The organism is Streptococcus sp. oral taxon 058 str. F0407 (genome assembly GCF_000235485.1).
Taxonomy (GTDB): Bacteria; Bacillota; Bacilli; order Lactobacillales; family Streptococcaceae; genus Streptococcus.
The window spans coordinates 35,873-54,174 of the sequence record NZ_JH378886.1 but is presented as its reverse complement, the minus strand read 5'-3'; the positions used below and the strand labels follow the sequence as shown (position 1 = coordinate 54,174).

Annotated in this window: 19 protein-coding genes and 1 pseudogene; 9 read left to right on the top strand and 11 right to left on the bottom strand. The window is 44.2% G+C overall.

Features of this window, described 5'->3' with window-relative positions; translation table 11 throughout:
* From HMPREF9184_RS09865 to HMPREF9184_RS01515, 5 genes are all read right to left on the bottom strand, one after another.
* A partial coding sequence (locus HMPREF9184_RS09865; protein WP_009444122.1) for an SSURE domain-containing protein occupies nt 1–1,021 on the bottom strand: 1,021 nt, incomplete at its 3' end.
* A 158-nt stretch (nt 1,022–1,179) separates the two neighbouring features.
* Nucleotides 1,180–1,845, bottom strand: coding sequence for a potassium channel family protein (locus HMPREF9184_RS01530; RefSeq protein WP_001283892.1), 666 nt, complete (start codon nt 1,843–1,845; stop codon nt 1,180–1,182).
* 13 nt (nt 1,846–1,858) lie between these two features.
* Nucleotides 1,859–3,238 (bottom strand): TrkH family potassium uptake protein, encoded by a 1,380-nt coding sequence (locus HMPREF9184_RS01525; protein WP_000897931.1) that lies wholly within the window; start codon nt 3,236–3,238, stop codon nt 1,859–1,861.
* A 33-nt stretch (nt 3,239–3,271) separates the two neighbouring features.
* Nucleotides 3,272–4,036 (bottom strand): nucleoside phosphorylase, encoded by a 765-nt coding sequence (locus HMPREF9184_RS01520; RefSeq protein ID WP_000615026.1) that lies wholly within the window; start codon nt 4,034–4,036, stop codon nt 3,272–3,274.
* A 125-nt stretch (nt 4,037–4,161) separates the two neighbouring features.
* Nucleotides 4,162–5,409 carry a carbohydrate-binding domain-containing protein gene (locus HMPREF9184_RS01515; RefSeq protein WP_000837427.1) on the bottom strand — a complete coding sequence of 416 codons (1,248 nt, stop codon included), beginning with the start codon at nt 5,407–5,409 and terminating at the stop codon, nt 4,162–4,164.
* Between the two features lie 200 nt (nt 5,410–5,609).
* Here HMPREF9184_RS01515 and HMPREF9184_RS01510 point away from each other — a divergent pair, with 200 nt between their 5' ends.
* The 3 genes and pseudogenes from HMPREF9184_RS01510 to tnpA all read left to right on the top strand — a co-directional run.
* Nucleotides 5,610–6,395 carry a polyphosphate polymerase domain-containing protein gene (locus HMPREF9184_RS01510; RefSeq protein WP_000803022.1) on the top strand — a complete coding sequence of 262 codons (786 nt, stop codon included), beginning with the start codon at nt 5,610–5,612 and terminating at the stop codon, nt 6,393–6,395.
* Complete coding sequence (locus HMPREF9184_RS01505; protein WP_000067209.1) at nt 6,379–7,062, top strand: DUF4956 domain-containing protein; 684 nt, start codon at nt 6,379–6,381, stop codon at nt 7,060–7,062. Before HMPREF9184_RS01510 ends, HMPREF9184_RS01505 begins: the two co-directional genes overlap by 17 nt.
* Nucleotides 7,063–7,259: 197 nt before the next feature.
* Nucleotides 7,260–7,622: pseudogene (gene tnpA, locus HMPREF9184_RS01500) on the top strand (IS200/IS605 family transposase); the annotation flags it as partial.
* A 227-nt stretch (nt 7,623–7,849) separates the two neighbouring features.
* Here tnpA and HMPREF9184_RS01495 read toward each other — a convergent pair.
* Nucleotides 7,850–8,452 (bottom strand): sugar O-acetyltransferase, encoded by a 603-nt coding sequence (locus tag HMPREF9184_RS01495; protein ID WP_000200254.1) that lies wholly within the window; start codon nt 8,450–8,452, stop codon nt 7,850–7,852.
* Between the two features lie 174 nt (nt 8,453–8,626).
* Here HMPREF9184_RS01495 and HMPREF9184_RS01490 point away from each other — a divergent pair, with 174 nt between their 5' ends.
* Genes HMPREF9184_RS01490 through HMPREF9184_RS01480 form a run of 3 tightly spaced genes read left to right on the top strand, consistent with a single transcriptional unit; the run spans nt 8,627 to nt 10,894 of the window.
* On the top strand, nt 8,627–8,932 hold the full coding sequence (locus HMPREF9184_RS01490; protein ID WP_000468858.1) for a rhodanese-like domain-containing protein: 306 nt from the start codon (nt 8,627–8,629) through the stop codon (nt 8,930–8,932).
* Between the two features lie 20 nt (nt 8,933–8,952).
* Nucleotides 8,953–10,608 (top strand): FAD-dependent oxidoreductase, encoded by a 1,656-nt coding sequence (locus HMPREF9184_RS01485; RefSeq protein WP_000691456.1) that lies wholly within the window; start codon nt 8,953–8,955, stop codon nt 10,606–10,608.
* Entirely contained in the window at nt 10,598–10,894 is a 297-nt protein-coding gene (locus HMPREF9184_RS01480; protein WP_000255648.1) for a rhodanese-like domain-containing protein, read from the top strand. The genes HMPREF9184_RS01485 and HMPREF9184_RS01480 overlap by 11 nt, the downstream gene beginning before the upstream one ends.
* Nucleotides 10,895–10,936: 42 nt before the next feature.
* On the opposite strand, the gene HMPREF9184_RS01475 is transcribed toward HMPREF9184_RS01480, so the two are convergent.
* The 3 genes from HMPREF9184_RS01475 to HMPREF9184_RS01465 form a co-directional block, all read right to left on the bottom strand.
* Nucleotides 10,937–11,425: a prolyl-tRNA synthetase associated domain-containing protein gene (locus HMPREF9184_RS01475; RefSeq protein ID WP_000388669.1), complete on the bottom strand. Its 489-nt coding sequence runs from the start codon at nt 11,423–11,425 to the stop codon at nt 10,937–10,939.
* Nucleotides 11,426–11,690: 265 nt separating this feature from the next.
* On the bottom strand, nt 11,691–13,004 hold the full coding sequence (locus HMPREF9184_RS01470) for a DUF6630 family protein (protein ID WP_000159364.1): 1,314 nt from the start codon (nt 13,002–13,004) through the stop codon (nt 11,691–11,693).
* Between the two features lie 53 nt (nt 13,005–13,057).
* The gene (locus HMPREF9184_RS01465; RefSeq protein ID WP_000185162.1) at nt 13,058–13,315 is read right to left on the bottom strand and encodes a metal-sensitive transcriptional regulator; all 258 of its coding nucleotides are present in this window, start codon (nt 13,313–13,315) and stop codon (nt 13,058–13,060) included.
* A gap of 141 nt (nt 13,316–13,456) precedes the next feature.
* Between HMPREF9184_RS01465 and HMPREF9184_RS01460 the strand changes: the two genes are divergently transcribed.
* From HMPREF9184_RS01460 to HMPREF9184_RS01450, 3 genes are read left to right on the top strand one after another with little or no spacing between them, the layout of a single operon-like run.
* Entirely contained in the window at nt 13,457–14,077 is a 621-nt protein-coding gene (locus tag HMPREF9184_RS01460; RefSeq protein WP_033585904.1) for a GTP pyrophosphokinase, read from the top strand.
* A gap of 9 nt (nt 14,078–14,086) precedes the next feature.
* Nucleotides 14,087–14,761 (top strand): response regulator transcription factor, encoded by a 675-nt coding sequence (locus HMPREF9184_RS01455; protein ID WP_000698150.1) that lies wholly within the window; start codon nt 14,087–14,089, stop codon nt 14,759–14,761.
* A complete protein-coding gene (locus HMPREF9184_RS01450) occupies nt 14,762–15,994 on the top strand; it encodes a sensor histidine kinase (protein WP_000488864.1) in 1,233 nt (410 codons plus the stop codon).
* Between the two features lie 115 nt (nt 15,995–16,109).
* Here the strand turns inward: HMPREF9184_RS01450 and HMPREF9184_RS01445 are convergent, their stop codons facing one another.
* Both HMPREF9184_RS01445 and HMPREF9184_RS01440 read right to left on the bottom strand, forming a co-directional pair.
* On the bottom strand, nt 16,110–16,964 hold the full coding sequence (locus HMPREF9184_RS01445; protein ID WP_000220453.1) for a VOC family protein: 855 nt from the start codon (nt 16,962–16,964) through the stop codon (nt 16,110–16,112).
* Between the two features lie 107 nt (nt 16,965–17,071).
* The gene (locus HMPREF9184_RS01440; RefSeq protein WP_000649404.1) at nt 17,072–18,109 is read right to left on the bottom strand and encodes an aldose epimerase family protein; all 1,038 of its coding nucleotides are present in this window, start codon (nt 18,107–18,109) and stop codon (nt 17,072–17,074) included.
* Between the last annotated feature and the right edge of the window lie 193 nt (nt 18,110–18,302).

Sequence of the window (18,302 nt, the reverse complement as noted above, 5' to 3'; positions counted from 1 at the left end):
GGTTGACACCGGCTGTAAATGGACCTGGGAAATTAGCTTTGTCAAGGTAGCTAGCTGGGACGTCTACTGTGTCTTTGGTGTTGTCAGCCACACCTTTTTGTACTTCAGCTGGAGTGGTCAAGCCATTCAAATTAACAGTCAAATCTTTAGTCGCTACCAGATTAGTTAAGTCAGGCTTGCCGTCTTTTGCACCGTACACCTTGATAGTAGCTTTATAGCTTTGCGTACCGTTTTGTTTTAAGAGATCAAGCAACTCTTTATCTGATTTTCCTTGGGTGCCTGCTAAATCCACTTCATAGAAGTAGAGACCTTTGCCCAATTTTTCTACTGGTGGGAGAGCGGGATTTTTAGCCGAACCGTTGTCTGACCATGGAGCCTTATCAGATGCTTTCAAGATCAGGCGAGTCAACATGCCATCGCCACCAAAAGCTTCATATGGAATGACTTGGTTGACACCGGCTGTAAATGGACCTGGGAAATTGGCTTTGTCAAGGTAGCTAGCTGGGACATCTACTGTGTCTTTAGTGTTGTCAGCCACACCTTTTTGTACTTCAGCTAGAGTGGTCGCTGGTTGCGCTTCACTGGCTTCACGGTCTTGTCCAGAAACTGTAGATGCAGGACTTTCCACAGATTTAACTGCATCTTCTGTTTGTTTCTTAGAGTCAGGTTGTGCTTGCACTTCTTCTTTTGGCGCTACTACAGGCTCTTTAGCAGTTTCGTCCGCTTTTTCTGAAGAGCTTGTCGTATCCACACTTGCTTTAGGTGTTGGAACAGACTGTTCTGAAAGAAGAGCTACATCGACTGCTTTTTTGAGAACCTCTGCTGGTAAGTCGCTCTTTTCACTCACCAAAGCAGCGTCTGGCACGACTTGGGCAGGAGTCGGATTGACGACATCAGCACGCGCAGAACTTGGTTGACCAACTAGGACAAAGAAGCCACTAGCCACAACAACTGAAGCAACACCGACACTGAGACGGCGAATAGACCAACGAGTATATCTCTGATTTGGATTGAATTTCATAGGATTCTCCTTAGAGTTTTCTTTTTTTTTGATGACTCTAGTATAATCTCCTAAAATTAAAAAGGATTAAGAAAAAGTTAAAATTTTTCTTAAATCCCTCTTATAAAATACTTATATTGACTCGTTAATTATTGGGAAAGAGAGTAGCCCTTCCTTTCCTACTCACTCAGCTCTGCTAGCGTATCCAAATGTTGATTATTAATGACTGCCATGATGTAGGTGTCTGGCTGCAAGAGGTCATTGGGTCCAAATTGAACATCCAGAGGAGCATTTTCATAGGCACGAAAACCTAGTACGTTGAGGTTGTATCGTCCACGTAAATCCAACTGACTGAGGCTTTTACCAGTCCACGATTGGGGGATTTTCATCTCGACAATCGAAACATTCTTATCCAGCTGAAAGACGTCCACGCTGTTATGAAAGAGGATTGTCTGCGCTAATGAGCGCCCCATTTCAAACTCTGGAGAGATGACTGCGTCCGCACCGATTTTTTCTAGAACTTTTTTAGCTGTATGGCTTTTGACCTTGGCAATGACAGTCGGCACTCCTAGACTCTTGCAGTGCATAACCGCGAGAACACTGGACTCTAGATTTTCACCCGTTGCGACGACTACGGTATCACAGGTGTCAATCCCCGCTGATAGAAGGAGTTCTTCATCCGTGATATCTCCAACTACTCCACGCGTTAACACCGGTTCAAATTGATTGATACGCTCCTCGTGGTCATCAATAGCAATGATATTCATATGATGCTTGGCAAGGGCAGCCAAAACACTACTCCCAAAAATTCCCAAGCCTAAAATTCCAATTGTCCGATCTGACATCGTTCTTCCTTTCTTACCCAATGGTGATATCTGCTTTCATATAGTGAATCGTATCTTTCTTATCTGGCTGGTATTCCGCTACACTGACCAGTAGTGTCAAGGGACCAATACGGCCGATAAACATCAGCAACATAACGATACTGAGGGCTAACTTACCTAACTCCGGCGTTAAATTTGCCGTTACCCCAACAGTAGCAAGTGCTGAAATGGTCTCAAACATGAGATAGATAAAGCGCGGATTTCCTTCTGCGGTTACCCCTAATAGAATCAAGCCCAGTAAGAAGGTCAGCAAGAAGATAATAAAGACACTGAAAGATTTTTGCACGGTTCGGGGTTCAATGGTCCTCCGAGCCACATTGGCATGAGGCAAGCCCAATAGTTCACTACGAGCGAAGGCTAACAAGACAAAGAAGGTCGTAATCTTGAGTCCCCCTGCTGTCCCTCCAGGCGCCCCGCCCAGGAACATCTGCAAGATGTAGATCAGTAAGGTAATTGGTCGAGCCTGGGTGTAGTCAATGGAAGCAAAGCCTGCCGTTCTCATGCTGACGGTCTGGAAAAAGCTAACCAGCAGTTTTTCTGGAGCGCTGAGATTCCCAATCGTCCCAGGATTGTTCCACTCAATTAAGAGAGTCGATACTGTTCCAAAGAGTAAAATTCCCGCCGTTAAAAAGAGGACCAGCTTGGTATGGAAGCGAAGGCGCCGTTTTTTCTTTTTTCCAAACTGGGTCGCTAAATCAAACCAGACCATAAATCCTAGCCCACCTGTGATAATCAATCCTGCAATCACTAGATTGATCAAGGGGTCCGTTTGAAAGGCTAGCAAACTCGTACTTCCAAAATTATCAAATCCAGCATTGCAGAAAGCTGAAATAGCCAAAAAGATAGAGGTTAAAATCCCTCGTCCCCAGCCAAATTCAGGAATAAAGCGGAAACTCAAGAGAAAGGCACCGAGTCCTTCCACCAGAAAAGTCGTCAGAAAGATCGAGCGGATAAAGTCCTTTAGAGACTGAGTTTCCCCATAACTAAAACTTTCTTGAATGGTCTCACGGCCACGAAGACTGAGCTTTTGCTTGCCTTGTATATAAAAGATTCCGAGAAAGGTCATGAGCCCCAAACCACCGATCTGGATCAAGATCATACAAATCAACTGACCCCAGATATTGTAAGTAGAGGCCACCGACTGGGTGAAGAGCCCTGTCACACAGACCATGGACACCGTCGTAAAGAGATGGTCAAAGTAGGTCGCTTGTGACGTTCCTGATTGCACAAAGGGAAGGCTTAAAAGGAGCGAGCCCAGGAGGATCACCAGGGCAAAACTTAAAAAGATGCGACGGGCTGGCGATAACCGTCCCAGTGTCGTCTTGATTTTTTCTAAAAAAGATTTGAATAACATAGCTACATTCTACCATAAAAACAGTAAGAACACTCACATGTGGTGCAAAATGGCAAGACAGAGTTCGAGTGCCCTATCAAAAGCTTCTGAGCCCCAGTCACGACTATCGTAGTTATCTAGATCCGCTAAGGAATCTGCGGTAAAGAGCAATTCCCCCCAGACAACACCACGTAGTTGGGCTACTGCCGCAAGAGCAGAGCACTCCATCTCCACAACAGAGCAGCCTTCTTCCTTGCGATAGGCAACCTTTTCAGCTGTCTCTCGATAAAAACCATCTGTCGTCCAGGTCATGACCTCCTCGTAAGGAATGCCTCTTTGTTCCAAGACTTGCTCAATGGCAGAGATCGCCTCAATCTGCATCTCCATATAACGAGAAGGCGCTACATAGTGGTAGCTGGTTCCCTCATCTCGCAGAGCGCGAACAGGGACGAGAAAGGCATTTTCCTCTATATCAGCTAGGACTCCACAAGTACCAGTGGAAATGATTTGCTCCACACCATAGCCAATCAACCAATCCATAAACTGGGCCGCTGGAGCAGAACCCACGGGCGCCTGGGCCAGACAAATCTCCTCATCCTTGTAGTTGATAACATAGACTGGATAGGTTTTGGTGGCAGAAACGAACTCACCAACACAGTTCGCCCCTACTTCCTGAGCATAACGGTCAATCTCCTCCTCCAAAAATGCATAGATACACTTCTTTGGCAACTTTAAGTCCAATCCCTCATGTGTTGGCATAAGGACCGCCTGGGGATTGTCATCAAACTCTAAAATGGGAATCGCATGTTTCTGAATCATAGCCCACCTCCTCTAATTTTGTACTATTGTATCAAAAGCTGACGGAGTGTCAAGGAGTTGTCTTTACATTTCCTCTAGTAACAACACAAAATTCTCCCTTCTCTCTCGAGAAAGGAGAATTTTGCTTATCCTTGTCCGCCAGGGGCTGGACCACCACCTTGAGGACCGCCGCCTTGAGGGCCTCCATTTGGTCCACCGCCTCCAGGCATAGAATTGACGATTTCCGTTTGTTTTTCACCGTTGAGGTAGATATCTCCACCTGTGTAGGTCGCAGTTCCATCAAAGTCAAAACCTGTTTGACCAGTCATTTTAATGGTTCCACCTGTGACAGTGATATTTCCGTTTGAGTCGATTGGGTCTGTATCCCCTTGACCAACTTCTACTGTCAGATTTCCACCGTTCATGGTGAAGAAGATTTCACTTTGTTGGGCATTTTTGTTGGCTGCATTGACACCATCGTCCGTTGAATAGATGGTAATGTCCCCACCGTTGATAGTGATTGACTTACCTTCAAGTCCTTCTGTCGAATTTTTGACGGTGTAGGTCCCACTATCAATGACGAGGTCTCCAGAAGCGTGGATGCCATCATCCCCTGCTGTAACGGTGATGTTGTTGTTGGATAGGTACATGGTTCCGACCGAAGTATCTTCATCATTGTCCACCTTGACCCCATCTTCTTTAGCATCGATGGTCATGGTCGTACCAGTGATGTTGAGTTCATCATTGACATTAAAGGCATCGCCAACTGCTGTGATGTTATAGGTTCCACCCGTGATATGGAGGGTGTCGTTAGCTTTAATACCATTATTTTTCTTTCCTTCTACATTAAGAGTTCCTTTCCCGTTGATGGTCAAATCCACCTTAGAAAAGAGAGCTGCGTCGGCTTTTTCGTCACTGTTCGAGCTTGAGTCAGAGAGACTGTTGGTGGTTCCCTCTGCCAGAGTCAGGTAGACATGGCCAGCCGATGTCGCAGATATCGCTGCATTGGTATTGGTCATGGTGACACCTTTTAGGACTAGGTGAACATCTGCCGACTTATCTGCCTCGACCTTGATCTGAACTCCGTCAGACTGACCTGAAATTACATAGGTGCCAGATTTTGTGATGGTCACTGTTGAACCAGATACTGTTACCCCATCTCCAGAAACATTTGCAGATGAGCCAGCTAGCTCAATCTTAGAAGCTGTGCTTTCATCATAAGAAGTATCATAGTCCTTTTCTGTAAAATGGGAAGTTTGATTTGCCTTTGTTGAAGTTGTTGCATTATTTGTCGTTGCATTGGTATTGGATGTAGTTGTTGACTGGGCACATGCTGCCATCAGCACCATTGCCGTTAAACTCGTTGCGAGTAGGACCCATTTTTTTGATTTCATACCTTTTTCCTCTCCTTCGTATGATATAGTTGACAGTCTACAGAAGATTACTGAAATAAAACTAAAACTTTTCTGAAAGTTTCCTTAAATTCAGTTTCAGTTAAGTTTCACTTAATAAAACTTTTAGAAATGTCCTCTAGACTTGTTCCAAGCAAGTTTACCTTGTTTAATCTATGGTTTATCTAAAGGAGAAATTGCTTATGAAACCCCTAGAAACAAGCTTCGAACGGATTGAAACCAAGTACGTGGTCTCTAAAACAGACTTACACGATTTAATAGAAGATTTGAAAGACTACCTCATTGAGGACGATTATCCAACTTCAACCATTTCAAATATCTACTTTGATACAGAAGATTTTCAGCTCATCCAAGACTCCTTGCAGGATCAGCATAAGAAGGAAAAAATCCGTATGCGGACCTACCTCGCGCAACCAAGCGCTGACAGCCCCGCCTTTCTAGAAATCAAGTCCAAAGACGATGCCGGTGTCGGCCATAAACACCGCGTCCTAGCCCAGTCAAATACCATCACCCAGCTCATCACCAAGGGTTGGGGAGGAGACCTGATCAAAGATAGCTTTCTGGTAGCAGAGGTGCAAAAAATCCGTCAACGCTACAGTGAAGCTCTCAAACCACGTATCTATATCTCTTATGACCGTTTTTCACTAAAAGAAAAAAAGAAAATCCCAGGATTCCCCTACCAGAAAATTCGTGTCACTCTTGACCGAAACCTGACCTATCGCGATAAAGATGTCAGCCTATTCGCAGACAAGGAAGGACTTCCTCTCTTAGAAGACGAACTGGTCATCATGGAAATCAAGGCGCCTGGTGATAAACCTCAATGGCTACAGGATATCCTTGATAAGTATGGTCTGGTAGAGCAAAAATTCTCCAAATACTCCTGTGCCTACCATAAATCTCAAGGACTGGCCTATGCCCCACAAGCAATCGAAGAAAGTGTAGGTAACACTTATGTCCAACCTATTTAACTCTGTTTTCAATAACGCAACCGCCACTGCTGACCCCATTCAACTCCTACTCGCCCTTGTCGTCAGCCTTTTTCTAGGCTTGGCACTCAGCTGGTCCTACAAGCAACGAACCCTTTACACACGTGAATTTGTCGTTAGTTTGACCCTCTTACCTTGTTTGATGACACTAGTCATCTTCCTCGTCAACGGCAGTCTTGGAACATCGATTGCAGTGGCAGGGACCTTTAGTCTTATTCGTTTCCGTTCTGCTACGAGTGGTTCGCGAGAGTTAATCGCTATCTTTCTAGCCATGATTATCGGTCTGGCGGTCGGGACAGGCTACCTTCTCTTAGCTGTTCTCTTCACAGCCTTTATCCTAGGTATTTGGCTTCTTTTGGAAAAACAACAGAGCAAGAGCAATCACCAACGTCGTAGACTCTTGACCATCACACTTCCCAATGATGAAGGCCGTCTAGATACTATCCAGAGCGCGCTGGATCAATTTTGCACCGAGTCTGACCTCATCTCGGTAGATACCAGTAACGCTGGTGAATCCTTGCAGACAGTCTACGAAGTCGATCTCCATACTCAAGTAGACGACTTTCAACTGACGAGCTACTTGACAAGCAAGATTCCTCAGTGCGATGTCTCCTTGACCAAGAAAGCCAAAAAGAAGAAAAATCTATAAGACTAAGATAAAGATTACAAAAAGAACAGCCCAGCTGTTCTTTTTAATTATGTGACTATTAGTCCGTCTCGCTCTACTAGGTGCGAGACAAATAAACCACCCGCTATGCGGGTGCGCGTCGAAAGTTATACCAAAAAAACTTCGAACGCGATACAATAAAGGTGTTCAAGCCAATTGTAAAGCGAAAGGAGAAAAATATGGCACAAAAGGCTCATAGTTTATCGCACACAAAGTGGCACTGTAAGTATAGACGAAAAGTCATCTATAATCAATATCGAAGTAGTTTAGAGGAAATATTTCATCGCTTGTGTAGTTATAAAATAGTTGAAATTATCGAGGGGCACTTAATGCCAGACCATGTACATATGTTAGTAAGTATTCCACTAAGGATAAGTGTTTTGAGTTTCATGGGTTATTTAAAAGGAAAAAGTGCACTCATGATGTTTGACAAACACGCTAATCTCAAGTACAAGTTTGGGAATCGGTATTTCTGTGCGGAAGGTTATTATGTAAGTACAGTAGGGCTTAATGAAGCCACAATTAAGAAATATATTCAAGAGTAAAGAAATTATCCAGTGGATGATTTCTTCACGAGTATGAAAATTTGAGAACTAGTAAAGCATGATATAGCACTAGATAAATTAAGTGTAAAAGAATATGAGAATCCCTTTAGGGATAGTGGTAAGTAATACTAAAGCCTCTTTGAGAGGCAAGTGACGAGTCAAGAGCAATAAGGCTTGAGCAACGTGAGAGCCAGCGTCTTTAGGCGCTGGATGGTAATTTTGGCTTATAGCCCTGGTACAAACCACCCGTTTGACGGGTGGTCATGATTTTCTTTCACAGGTATTTCCTTAATCACACGCGCAGGATTGCCAGCTAGGACGACATTGTCTCCAAAGGACTTGGTAATCACGGCCCCTGCTCCAGCGACGACATTATTACCCAGTGTCACCCCAGGAAGGACAATGACACCACCTCCAGCCCAGAAATTATCTCCGATGGTGATGGGCTTGCCGTATTCGACCCCTGAATTGCGTTCATCCGGATCCAGTGGGTGGAGTGGGGTTAAAAACTGACAGTTGGGGCCAAGCATGGCGTTGTCCCCGATGCGAATCGGACAAACATCCAACATGGTCAAATTCCAATTAGAATAAAAATTTTCCCCCAGATGAATATTGACCCCATAATCAACCACCAAGCGTGGATTGACATAGAGATTTTGCCCAGTTGAACCAAACCAAGTCTTGATAATATTCGCTCCCTTCAAGGGATCTTCTTCCTTGTTAAAGGCAGCCTGTTTTTGGCGAGAAGCCTGCGCCAAAGCCCGTAATTCTGGATCCGACGGACGGTAAGGCTCCCCTGCTATCATTTTCTGGTATTCACTGGTCATCTTAACACCTCATACTTACTTTGGACCCATCATATCAAAAAGCCTTTGAAAGGTCAAGAATAGCCTGCTTTCTAGACTCTCGAAATCAATCCCCTCCCAAGTCAAAACAACTTGCTTGACAAAAGATTGACTTCATGGTTTAATATACCCCATAAGGGTATGTTGGAGGTGCCTATGTTTCACTTATTTACAAAAATTGACAGTATTTCTACCAGCGAGTTAGAAGCTAAACTTAAGGAACCGATTCAGCTACTGGATGTTCGGACACCTACGGAATTCCATAGAGGTCATATCAAAAACGCCAAGAATGTTCCTTTAACAGAAATCGGTTCTTACACACCTGCGACAAAAGAAACACTTTATGTCATTTGTCATTCTGGTGTACGAAGCAAACTGGCTGCGAAGAAGCTAAAGAAAAAAGGTTACGATGTCATCAATGTCCGAGGCGGTATGAGCGCTTGGACAGGTAAGGTCATCTAGAAGCATAAAGGAGAAAATCAATGAAAATTATCATTGTCGGGGGAGTTGCAGGCGGTATGTCAGCAGCAACCCGCCTCAGACGTCTCATGGAAGACGCTAAAATCACTATTTTTGAAAAAGGTCCCTTTGTTTCCTTTGCAAACTGCGGACTTCCTTACTATGTTTCAGGAGAGATTGCAAACCGTGATAGTTTATTGGTCCAAACTCCTGAAAGTCTCAAAGCACGCTTTAATCTGGATGTTCGTCCTTTCCATGAGGTCATCCAGATTTCACCAGAAGAACACACTGTGACGGTGCGGCACGATGAACAGGAATTCACGGAAAGCTACGACAAGCTGATCCTCTCTCCAGGAGCTAGACCGTTTATTCCTGCCATTGAAGGTTTGGCAGAAGCTAAGAATGCCTACACGCTTCGCAATGTTCCTGATCTCGATGAGATTGTGGCGGCCTTGGACAATCATCCAAAAGAAGCTGTCGTCATCGGTGCAGGCTTTATCGGGCTTGAAATGGCTGAAAATCTGGCGAAACGGGGATTGCAAGTCACCATCGTGGAGAAAGCACCGCATGTCTTGCCACCATTAGATCAGGAAATGGCGGCCTTTGTCCAAGCAGAATTGGTCAAAAACGGCATCCACGTTATCACTTCCCAGTCTGCAACTCGATTTGAAGAGCAAGGAAAAGTCATCGTTCTCGAAAACGGGCAAAAGATCGCTTCTGACTTGACCATCCTTTCTGTCGGTGTTGAGCCTGAAAATGGACTGGCTAAAGCTGCGGGGATTGAACTGGGACTTCGTGGTGGAATTCTGGTCGATGAACATTATGAAACCAGTCAAAAAGACATTTTTGCAGTTGGGGATGCCATCGTCGTCAAGCAAGAGATTACGGGTCAAGATGCTCTCATCTCTCTCGCTTCTCCTGCCAATCGTCAGGGACGCCAAGTGGCGGACGTCATCGCAGGACTCGGTCGTACAAATAAGGGCAGTATCGGCACTGCAATCGTTCGTGCCTTTGATATGACAGCTGCTTCGACTGGTCTCAGCGAACGCATTCTTCGCATGAATCAACTCCCTTACAAGGCACTTCATGTCAGCGGAAAAGACCACGCCGGTTATTATCCAGGCGCTACTGATATGACCTTGAAGCTCCTCTTCGAACCAACCACTGGAAAAATCTATGGTGCCCAAGGAGTTGGAAAGAAAGGTGTTGACAAGCGAATCGATATCCTAGCTACTGCCATCAAGGGAAATCTCACCGTCTTTGACTTACCAGAGTTAGAGTTTACCTATGCGCCACCTTTTGGTTCTGCCAAGGATCCCGTCAATATGCTGGGCTACGCAGCCTTGAACCTTATCGAAGGTCTCAGCGACAATATTCAATGGTACCAGCTCGAAGGCGAACTGGCTAAGGGGAAAAAGTTCCTAGATGTACGGACAAGTGGCGAATTCCAAAGTGGTCGACTCAAAGTCGATACCATCCACATCCCCCTAAACGAACTACGGGAACGCTTGGATGAACTAGACAAGAACCAAGCCTACATCGTTAGCTGCCACAGTGGTTTGCGCAACTATATCGCAGAGCGTATCCTCAAGCAAGCAGGATTTACCGTCCAAAACCTTGACGGCGCTTATTCACTATACAAAATGGCTAACCCAGAAGGAGTAGAATATGGTAACTGATATCAGCATGGCTGACTTTTATGAAAAATATCAACATGAAAATCTAGATCTTATCGATGTCCGTGAAGTACATGAATTCCAAGCAGGACATGCACCAGGTGCCAAAAATCTTCCGTTAAGTACCTTGGAGCAAGGCTACAAAGAACTCAAACCTGACCATGAATACCATGTCATCTGTCAAGGTGGAGTGCGTTCTGCCTCTGCCTGTCAATTTCTCAGAGCTCAAGGCCTCACCGTTACCAATGTAGAAGGTGGTATGAATGCTTGGCCCGGTGAGGTAGAATAAGCAAAAAACCGATTAAGATGAACTTAATCGGTTTTTTAATCTTTATAACTCGATGATATGAGCCTCATAACCAATAGCTTCTAGGAATTTGAGTATGTCTGTCGTGTCCAAGAAAAGCGTTTTTTCATTGGTATTGGGGTGAAAACTCATCCGTTTTTCAGACATGATTTCTTTGTCAAAATAAACCTGAATGCCCTTGTCAGTATTGTTGAGCAAGCCAAATGGAGAGACAACACCTGCTGGTAACATCATTTTTTCAAACAAGCTCTCAGAGGAAGCCATACGGATTCTATTGGCTCCTACCACGTCTTTCAAAAGATCCATGTCCAAACGCTTTTTATCATCCATAATCACGAGATAATAGGCTGTTTTCTTTTTGTTTGTGAGAAACATGGTCTTGGTACGGACACCTTCGATCCCTTCGATAAAGCTATCCGCTTGCTCTGTTGTCAAGGCTGGCTCGTGCTCCACGATTTCAAAGGGAATATCTAGCCCATTTAGCATTTCTACTACTTTTTCGTATGCTTCCATTTGCTGGCCTCCTTTAACTTGTCTTACTACCTTTAATTATACTATAAAGATGGATTTTCTTCCAATTTCCATCTAAGCCTCTCTAGGTTTCTTTAATTTTCATACAAGTTATCTTAGACGGGACTCCAACTGCTAGGATGGTCATGATTTCCAGCCAGCAAGCCCATATTTTCTTTCCACCGCGTAGCTACAAGATATATCCGCGACTTGCCCGATGGGCATAGCAAAAGTCATCTTGAACTCCCTCCTTGAAATACACTAGCAATTACATATTTTTTGCATAGTCAAAACGCTGATTGATCGTGTGACTCAGGGTGACTAATTTTTCCAGAATATCCCTCTTGCAGATAAATAACACATAACTATCGCTGTTAATATCCATTGCAGCCAAGCAGAAGCCTTGAGACTGCCACTTTTGATCCAGAGTTCTAGCCCAGAGGGAAATGTCCCCATCTTCTTCTAGCCAAGCTTGGTTTAAATGTAGACCCTGTTTCTGGGCCAAGGGCTCTAGCTGATAGAAAAATTCTTCCATATCTGACTTCCAATCTAACTCAACCAGGCTCTTGCTTTCTAGCAACTCATCAACAAGACCAATCCATCTGAGTGTCTCTTGGCCATCTTCTAAGTCGATACAACGCTCATCGTAGCGGTCTTCATTTTCTTGGAAATACCTTTGTGGATTTTCAAAACAAGCCTTTAAACGCGCTAATACTTCTCTATCATCTGTTAAGATTCCAGCAATTTCTAGATAGGTTTCCATCTCACTTGTTTGGTTCTCGCGCATATCAACAACAATATCCCAATTTGTATAATCTGGCACCCTTCTCTGCTCTAGAAACTCTTGAAGCATGGCAAGAACTTTTTCTAGGCGCAAGTCAGTTGTCCCATAGATGACATTTTCATTGAGACTGGCTGGGTCAGCGATACTCACATCCAGACAAAAACCTTTTGTATCTTCTTCATAACAAACCTGGACAAAATCAGACACCAAGTGACCTTGCTCAAGTTTGATGAGCTGGTCGGGGATTAAAATGACAAAGTCCTTGGAACCTTTACTAAGTTCTAACAGTTGGCTCTTCACATCCTCAAGACTAAAGTTTCTTAACTCTTGCTCACCATTATCCAAGACCCAATCCGAGAAGAGTTTTTCTGACATCATGTGCCAATCATCCCCGGCATCTTCGACTAGATAGTCTGGCGCAAAGATGCTAGAAGTCCCATCCGCTAACATCTTATCGACTTCCGCCTGCAACCATTTCCCCTTCAGTAGATGAATAAGGGCCAGAGGTAAGACTAGGCCTGGTAGACAAAGCAAAATCCCTAGCAAGGCCAGACCTTTATAGTGATTGACCGTTGGAGCCCCTTGGGAAGCTTGATTTAAGACCTCAGCTAAAGAATCAATGAGTCCACCCTGATTGGTCAAACAGAGCAGAGCTCCTTCTCCAGCCAAGAGTAGTAGAAAAACCACCAGCATTTTCTGGGACACTCTCTTGCACATGTCAATCTTACTTGCCAAGGGAATTTTTTCTGCTTGGGGAATCTTAACAAACCACTTTTGAGTTCGTTCTTCTTTTGTCATCTTTCCCCTCCTGTGATTTACTTTCTTATCTTGTTCTATCACATAGAGAACTACTATTTTCGTTTGATTAGGTACTGAACAGCCTTTTCTAAGCGTTCTTTTTGAGCTTCAGGGTCGTCTAGTGGTTGGTTGATGCAGGCGGTGAGATTTTCGGTAATCATCATCTCAATCACGCGCTCAACACTAGATTTCACTGCTGTCAACTGGGTCACAATATCAGCGCAGTCACGATCTTCTTCAATCATCTTTTGAATCCCACGCAACTGGCCCTCTGAACGTTTCAGGCGTGTTATATACTTTGAGTTTGTCATTTCTTTTTCCTTGCTCGATTTTTCTTCATTATATCTCGAATAAGGTTCTTTGTCAAAATTCTCATCCTATCTGTTTTTATAGGAACCCAATCCGTGTTTTCATGATATAATAGTAAAAAAATGTTCAGAATGGACTTACTTATGAATTCTATCTATGGTGGCTACGAATCCTATTTACCGACTATCTTGCAAACCTTTGTCCAAGATATAGAAAAAGCTGCTACAAACTACAAACAAGAGACTTCCCTCAAGCTATATGAACACTTGCACGCACGAATTAAAACCGAGGAAAGCATGCGCGAAAAATGCCAACGCAAAGGACTCCCCCTAACCAGTCAGTCTGCCCTCAAGGAAATCCGTGATGCTATCGGTGTCCGAATCATCACGGGCTTTACAGATGATATCTACCGCATAGTAGAGTATATTCGCCAGATGTCAAGCATCCATATTTTCAAAGAGAAAGACTATATCCGTCAGGTCAAACCCAACGGCTACCGTTCCTATCATCTGATTCTAGAGGTGACCACTCCCTACCCAGACTGTCTGGGAAATGACCAGGGTACCTATTTTATCGAGATTCAACTGCGTACGATTGCTATGGACTCTTGGGCCAGCCTTGAACACCAGATGAAGTATAAGAAAAATATCCAAAATCCTGAGCGAATCACGCGCGAGCTCAAACGTTGTGCCGATGAGCTTGCTTCATGCGACTTGACTATGCAGACCATCCGTGATTTGATTCAGCGATCTGACCAAGACTAAGGAGAACCTATGAAAATCCTACTTGCCGAAGACGAAGCTCAACTAAACCGCGTCATCACTGTTGCTTTAGAACGCGAAGGCTATAGCGTTGATTCTGTTTTTAACGGACAAGATGCTGTCGAAAAGGCTACAACTAACCACTATCACCTCATGATTTTTGACATCATGATGCCGATTAAGACAGGAATAGAAGCCCTCAAAGAAATTCGCCAGTTGGGCAATACGACCCACGTTATCATGTTGACAGCCATGGCGGAAGTAGATGACCGTGTAACCGGACTCGATGCAGGTGCCGACGACTACTTAACCAAACCCTTCTCTCTCAAGGAACTATTGGCTAGACTCCGTTCTACTGCCCGCCGTCTGGAGGACTATACACCCGATACCGTCCAATTAGGCAACACCCGCTTAGACATTGACGAACAAGAATTAGCTGCTACAAACAGCATTCGCCTAGGAAAGAAAGAGACTCAACTCTTGACCCTCCTCATCCAGTATGCTAACCAAGCCCTCAGTTGTCAACAACTACTAGAACAGGTCTGGCCAGATGAGTTGGAAGAAAGTGATCACGAGCTCGTTTTTCTCTATATTTCCTACCTACGCCAAAAACTCCAAAGTGTCCAGTCTAGCTTACAGATACTTGGGCCGGCAGAAGGCCCCTTCCAATTAACAGGAGGTGACTAGATGTTTCGAAAGCTTCGTATCAAATTTATCGCAACGGCTACTCTTGCCATCACTCTGATTCTAACCTTCTTTCTAGTTTTGATGAATAGTATCGTCTACACTCAGACTGAGGACAACATTCACACTGTTCTCTCTATCTTAACCAAGAATGAGGGGGAACTTCCTATTACTGACGAAGTCAAAGAAAGTCTGACTGAGAAAAATATCCAGGAAGGAATCGTCTATAATTTCCAATACTTCTCCGTCAGAGAAAAGGAAAATGACTACGCCATCTCTCTCACAAATGTTCAATCCTTAACTGAGGATGAGGTCAAAAGTTTTCTCCCCAATGTCCTCAAAAAGCAGGAAACTTATGGCACTATTACTCATAAGGGGCGTTATTTTACCTACCAAGTGAGCCACTCTACGACTGGGAAACTGCTGGTCTTCTTTGAAACGACTTACTATATCCGGGAACGCAGTACCCTACTTCAAGTTTCTATCTGGCTAGCCTTAGCTAGCTTACTCCTCCTCATACTACTCTTCACCTTGATTTCAGGGATTGTCATTCGTCCCTTCGTCAAAAACTATGAAAAGCAACGGATGTTTATCACCAATGCAGGACACGAACTCAAAACACCTCTAGCTATTATTTCGGCCAATACCGAACTACAGGAGTTAATAGAGGGTGAGACTGAGTGGAGTATCAGCACTAAGGAACAGACAGAGCGTCTTAACCATCTGATTGGAAGACTGATCCGACTTGCTCGGCTCGAGGAGCAAGAGGATATCAAACTAGCTCCTCAAAATATCTCCGTCATCGCTGAAAAGGTTGCCTCAGATTTTGCTCCTCTCTTTACCAAAGAAGATAAAAAATTTGAAAGTTCTATTGAAGCAGATGTTGTAGAAAAAGTAGCCCAAGAGGAATTTTATGAGCTTCTTAGCATTCTTCTTGACAATGCCCGCAAATACTGCGACCCCGCTGGAACGATTCGCTTGACGCTTCAACGAAAAAATTATCTACTACACAAACACACTTGTATCACTATTTCTAATGATTATAAGGATGGGCAAGCAGCTAATATTAAACGTTTCTTTGACCGCTTTTATCGTGCGGAGACCTCTCACAATAACCAAACTATATCTGGCCATGGAATAGGCCTCTCCATGGCTCAGCACCTCGTCAGCTTGTTTAGAGGAAAAATCTTTGTCAGCTACAAAAAACAGGTGATTACCTTTACAGTTTGGCTATAATGGTTTCACTCTTTATTATTCCATAAAAAGCGAACAAGTCCGCGTTCTAAAAACAGAATGCGAGCTTGTCCGCCTTTTTCTATGTCTCTAAAATATATGATATGTTTTCCTCGTCTCATCGTTCCAAGCGAATGCGGGTCACAATGCCGTCTGGATCTACAAGATCCAACTCACTCGAATGTATCCACTTGATTGTTGCTTCTACCTCTTGCGCTTGCTGAACGATGGCTAAGAGTTCTTCCTTGCTTTCGACCTCAAGGACGTAGTAGGCCAAGCCAGGCATGCCTGCCTTACGTGGAGCCAGATTTTTTCCTCCCCATTCATTGACTGCTAAGTGATGGTGGTAGTCCCCAGCTGCAATCCAACTAGCACTAGGGATGCTAAATTTATCCTCTAGCCCTAACACCTTTTGATAAAACTGACTCGCCGCGCGACTATCCTTAACCGATAGATGGATATGCCCCATTCTCGTCCCTTCAGCTAGGATAAAGGGATCTACCTTTTCCCCTAACTCATAGATATCCTGAGCCGCAAGGGCCTCTGTCACACCGATAATGCGTCCGTCTTCTCGAATATCCCATGAAGAAACTGGTTTATCACGGTAGAGTTCAATGCCATTTCCTTCCAAATCTTCCAGATAAAGGGCCTCACTGTATCCATGATCCGCTCCTCCGACCAGAGGAATGCGCAAATCACTTAAGTGTTTCAGGACATCTGCCAAGGCTTTTCGTGTCGGCAATAAAATCGCTAGATGGTAGAGCCCATAATGCTCCCTTACTTCCCCAGCTTTTTCTGTCTGAATCAAGTGGACCAAGGCTTTTCTGCCAAGTCCCAAAATCGCTTCTGTCTCTGTTTGAGATAAAATCTCTAAGCCAATAATCTGGTGATAAAAAGCCGTTTGACTCGTCAAATCCTTGACATTTAAAACCGCCTCTGCTAGGTAAATGTGGCTTTGGTATGCATAAGTCATAGGGTGTCTCCTTTTTGTTGTAACTTTATTAATTACATCCATTATACACTATTGAGATAAAATGTCAACGAAGACAACTCAAAAGAACTGGAAACCAGCTCTTCTTTTTATTTAACAACGAGCTCGTAGCGAGTTTTGCTGGTAAAGGTTTGCCCCGCTTTGAGAATGACTTGGTCTTTGAGGTCACTGTGAATGGCATCTGGTAAAGCTTGCGCTTCAAGGGCAATCCCATTGTGCTGTACCATTGGCTGGCCTCCTATGACGACACTCTCATCCACAAAGTTTGCTGTGTAGACCACAAAGCAAGGAGCCTCTGTCTTGAAAAGCAGGAAACGACCTGAGTTTTGGTCATAAAGGAAACCAGCATTGTCATGGCCTGCAGGGAGGGCAAATGGGTGATCCAAACCAGATACCAGCTGGATTTGCTCATCTTCTTCTGCAAAGATATCCTTGAGCAAAGCACCATTGTAGATGTGTTTTACTACGTCACGATTGGCATCTGGAGTTTTGGCCGGAACACCGTCGGGAGCGATTGGGTAAATGCCCTCCGTATTTAGCTGGAAGACATGGCGGTCAATTGTCTGTGTGAAATCACCAGACAAGTTGAAGTAGCTGTGATTAGTTGGATTGACAAGCGTATCCTGATCTGTTGTTACCTTGTAGCTGATTTCAGAGGCACCAGTTTCTTCCAAGTGATAACTAATCCAGATTTTGAGGTTACCAGGAAACCCTCCTGTCCCGTCTGTACGCTCTGTGTAGAGGGTCAAGCCATGGTCGCTCACCTCAACTAATTCAAACAAGCTCGAATCCCAACCAGTTGAACCACTGTGGTTACAGTTGCTAGCATTATTAACTTCAAGGTCATAGGTCTTGCCATTGAGCTCAAATGTCGCACCTGCGATACGGCCTGCTACTGGCCCCACACTTGCTCCATGTTTGGGACTATTGCCTACATAGCTAGCAAAATCATCAAAGCCCAAGATAACATTGGCAAAATTTCCAGCCTTGTCAGGCGTTACATAGCGCAAAATGGTCGCACCATAAGTCATAATCTCTAGCTGGTAGCCGCTGTCAGTCTCAAAGCGATAGGCCAAGACATCCTTGCCCTCATGATTTCCAAATACACGCTCTGTGTATGCTTTCATTCTATTCTCCTTTGATCCATTTTTCTTAAGTAAACAAACCATAGAAAGTGTATTTACCATCTATGGTTGTAGTTTCTATTTTCAGAATCCTTTGTCAGAAAACCCTGAGTGTCTTCTTAACAAAAGGGGATTCTTCTATTCTTGTTTTATGCTTCTACTCGTTCAGTCCATGAAGTCGCTGTTGTTTGAAGAA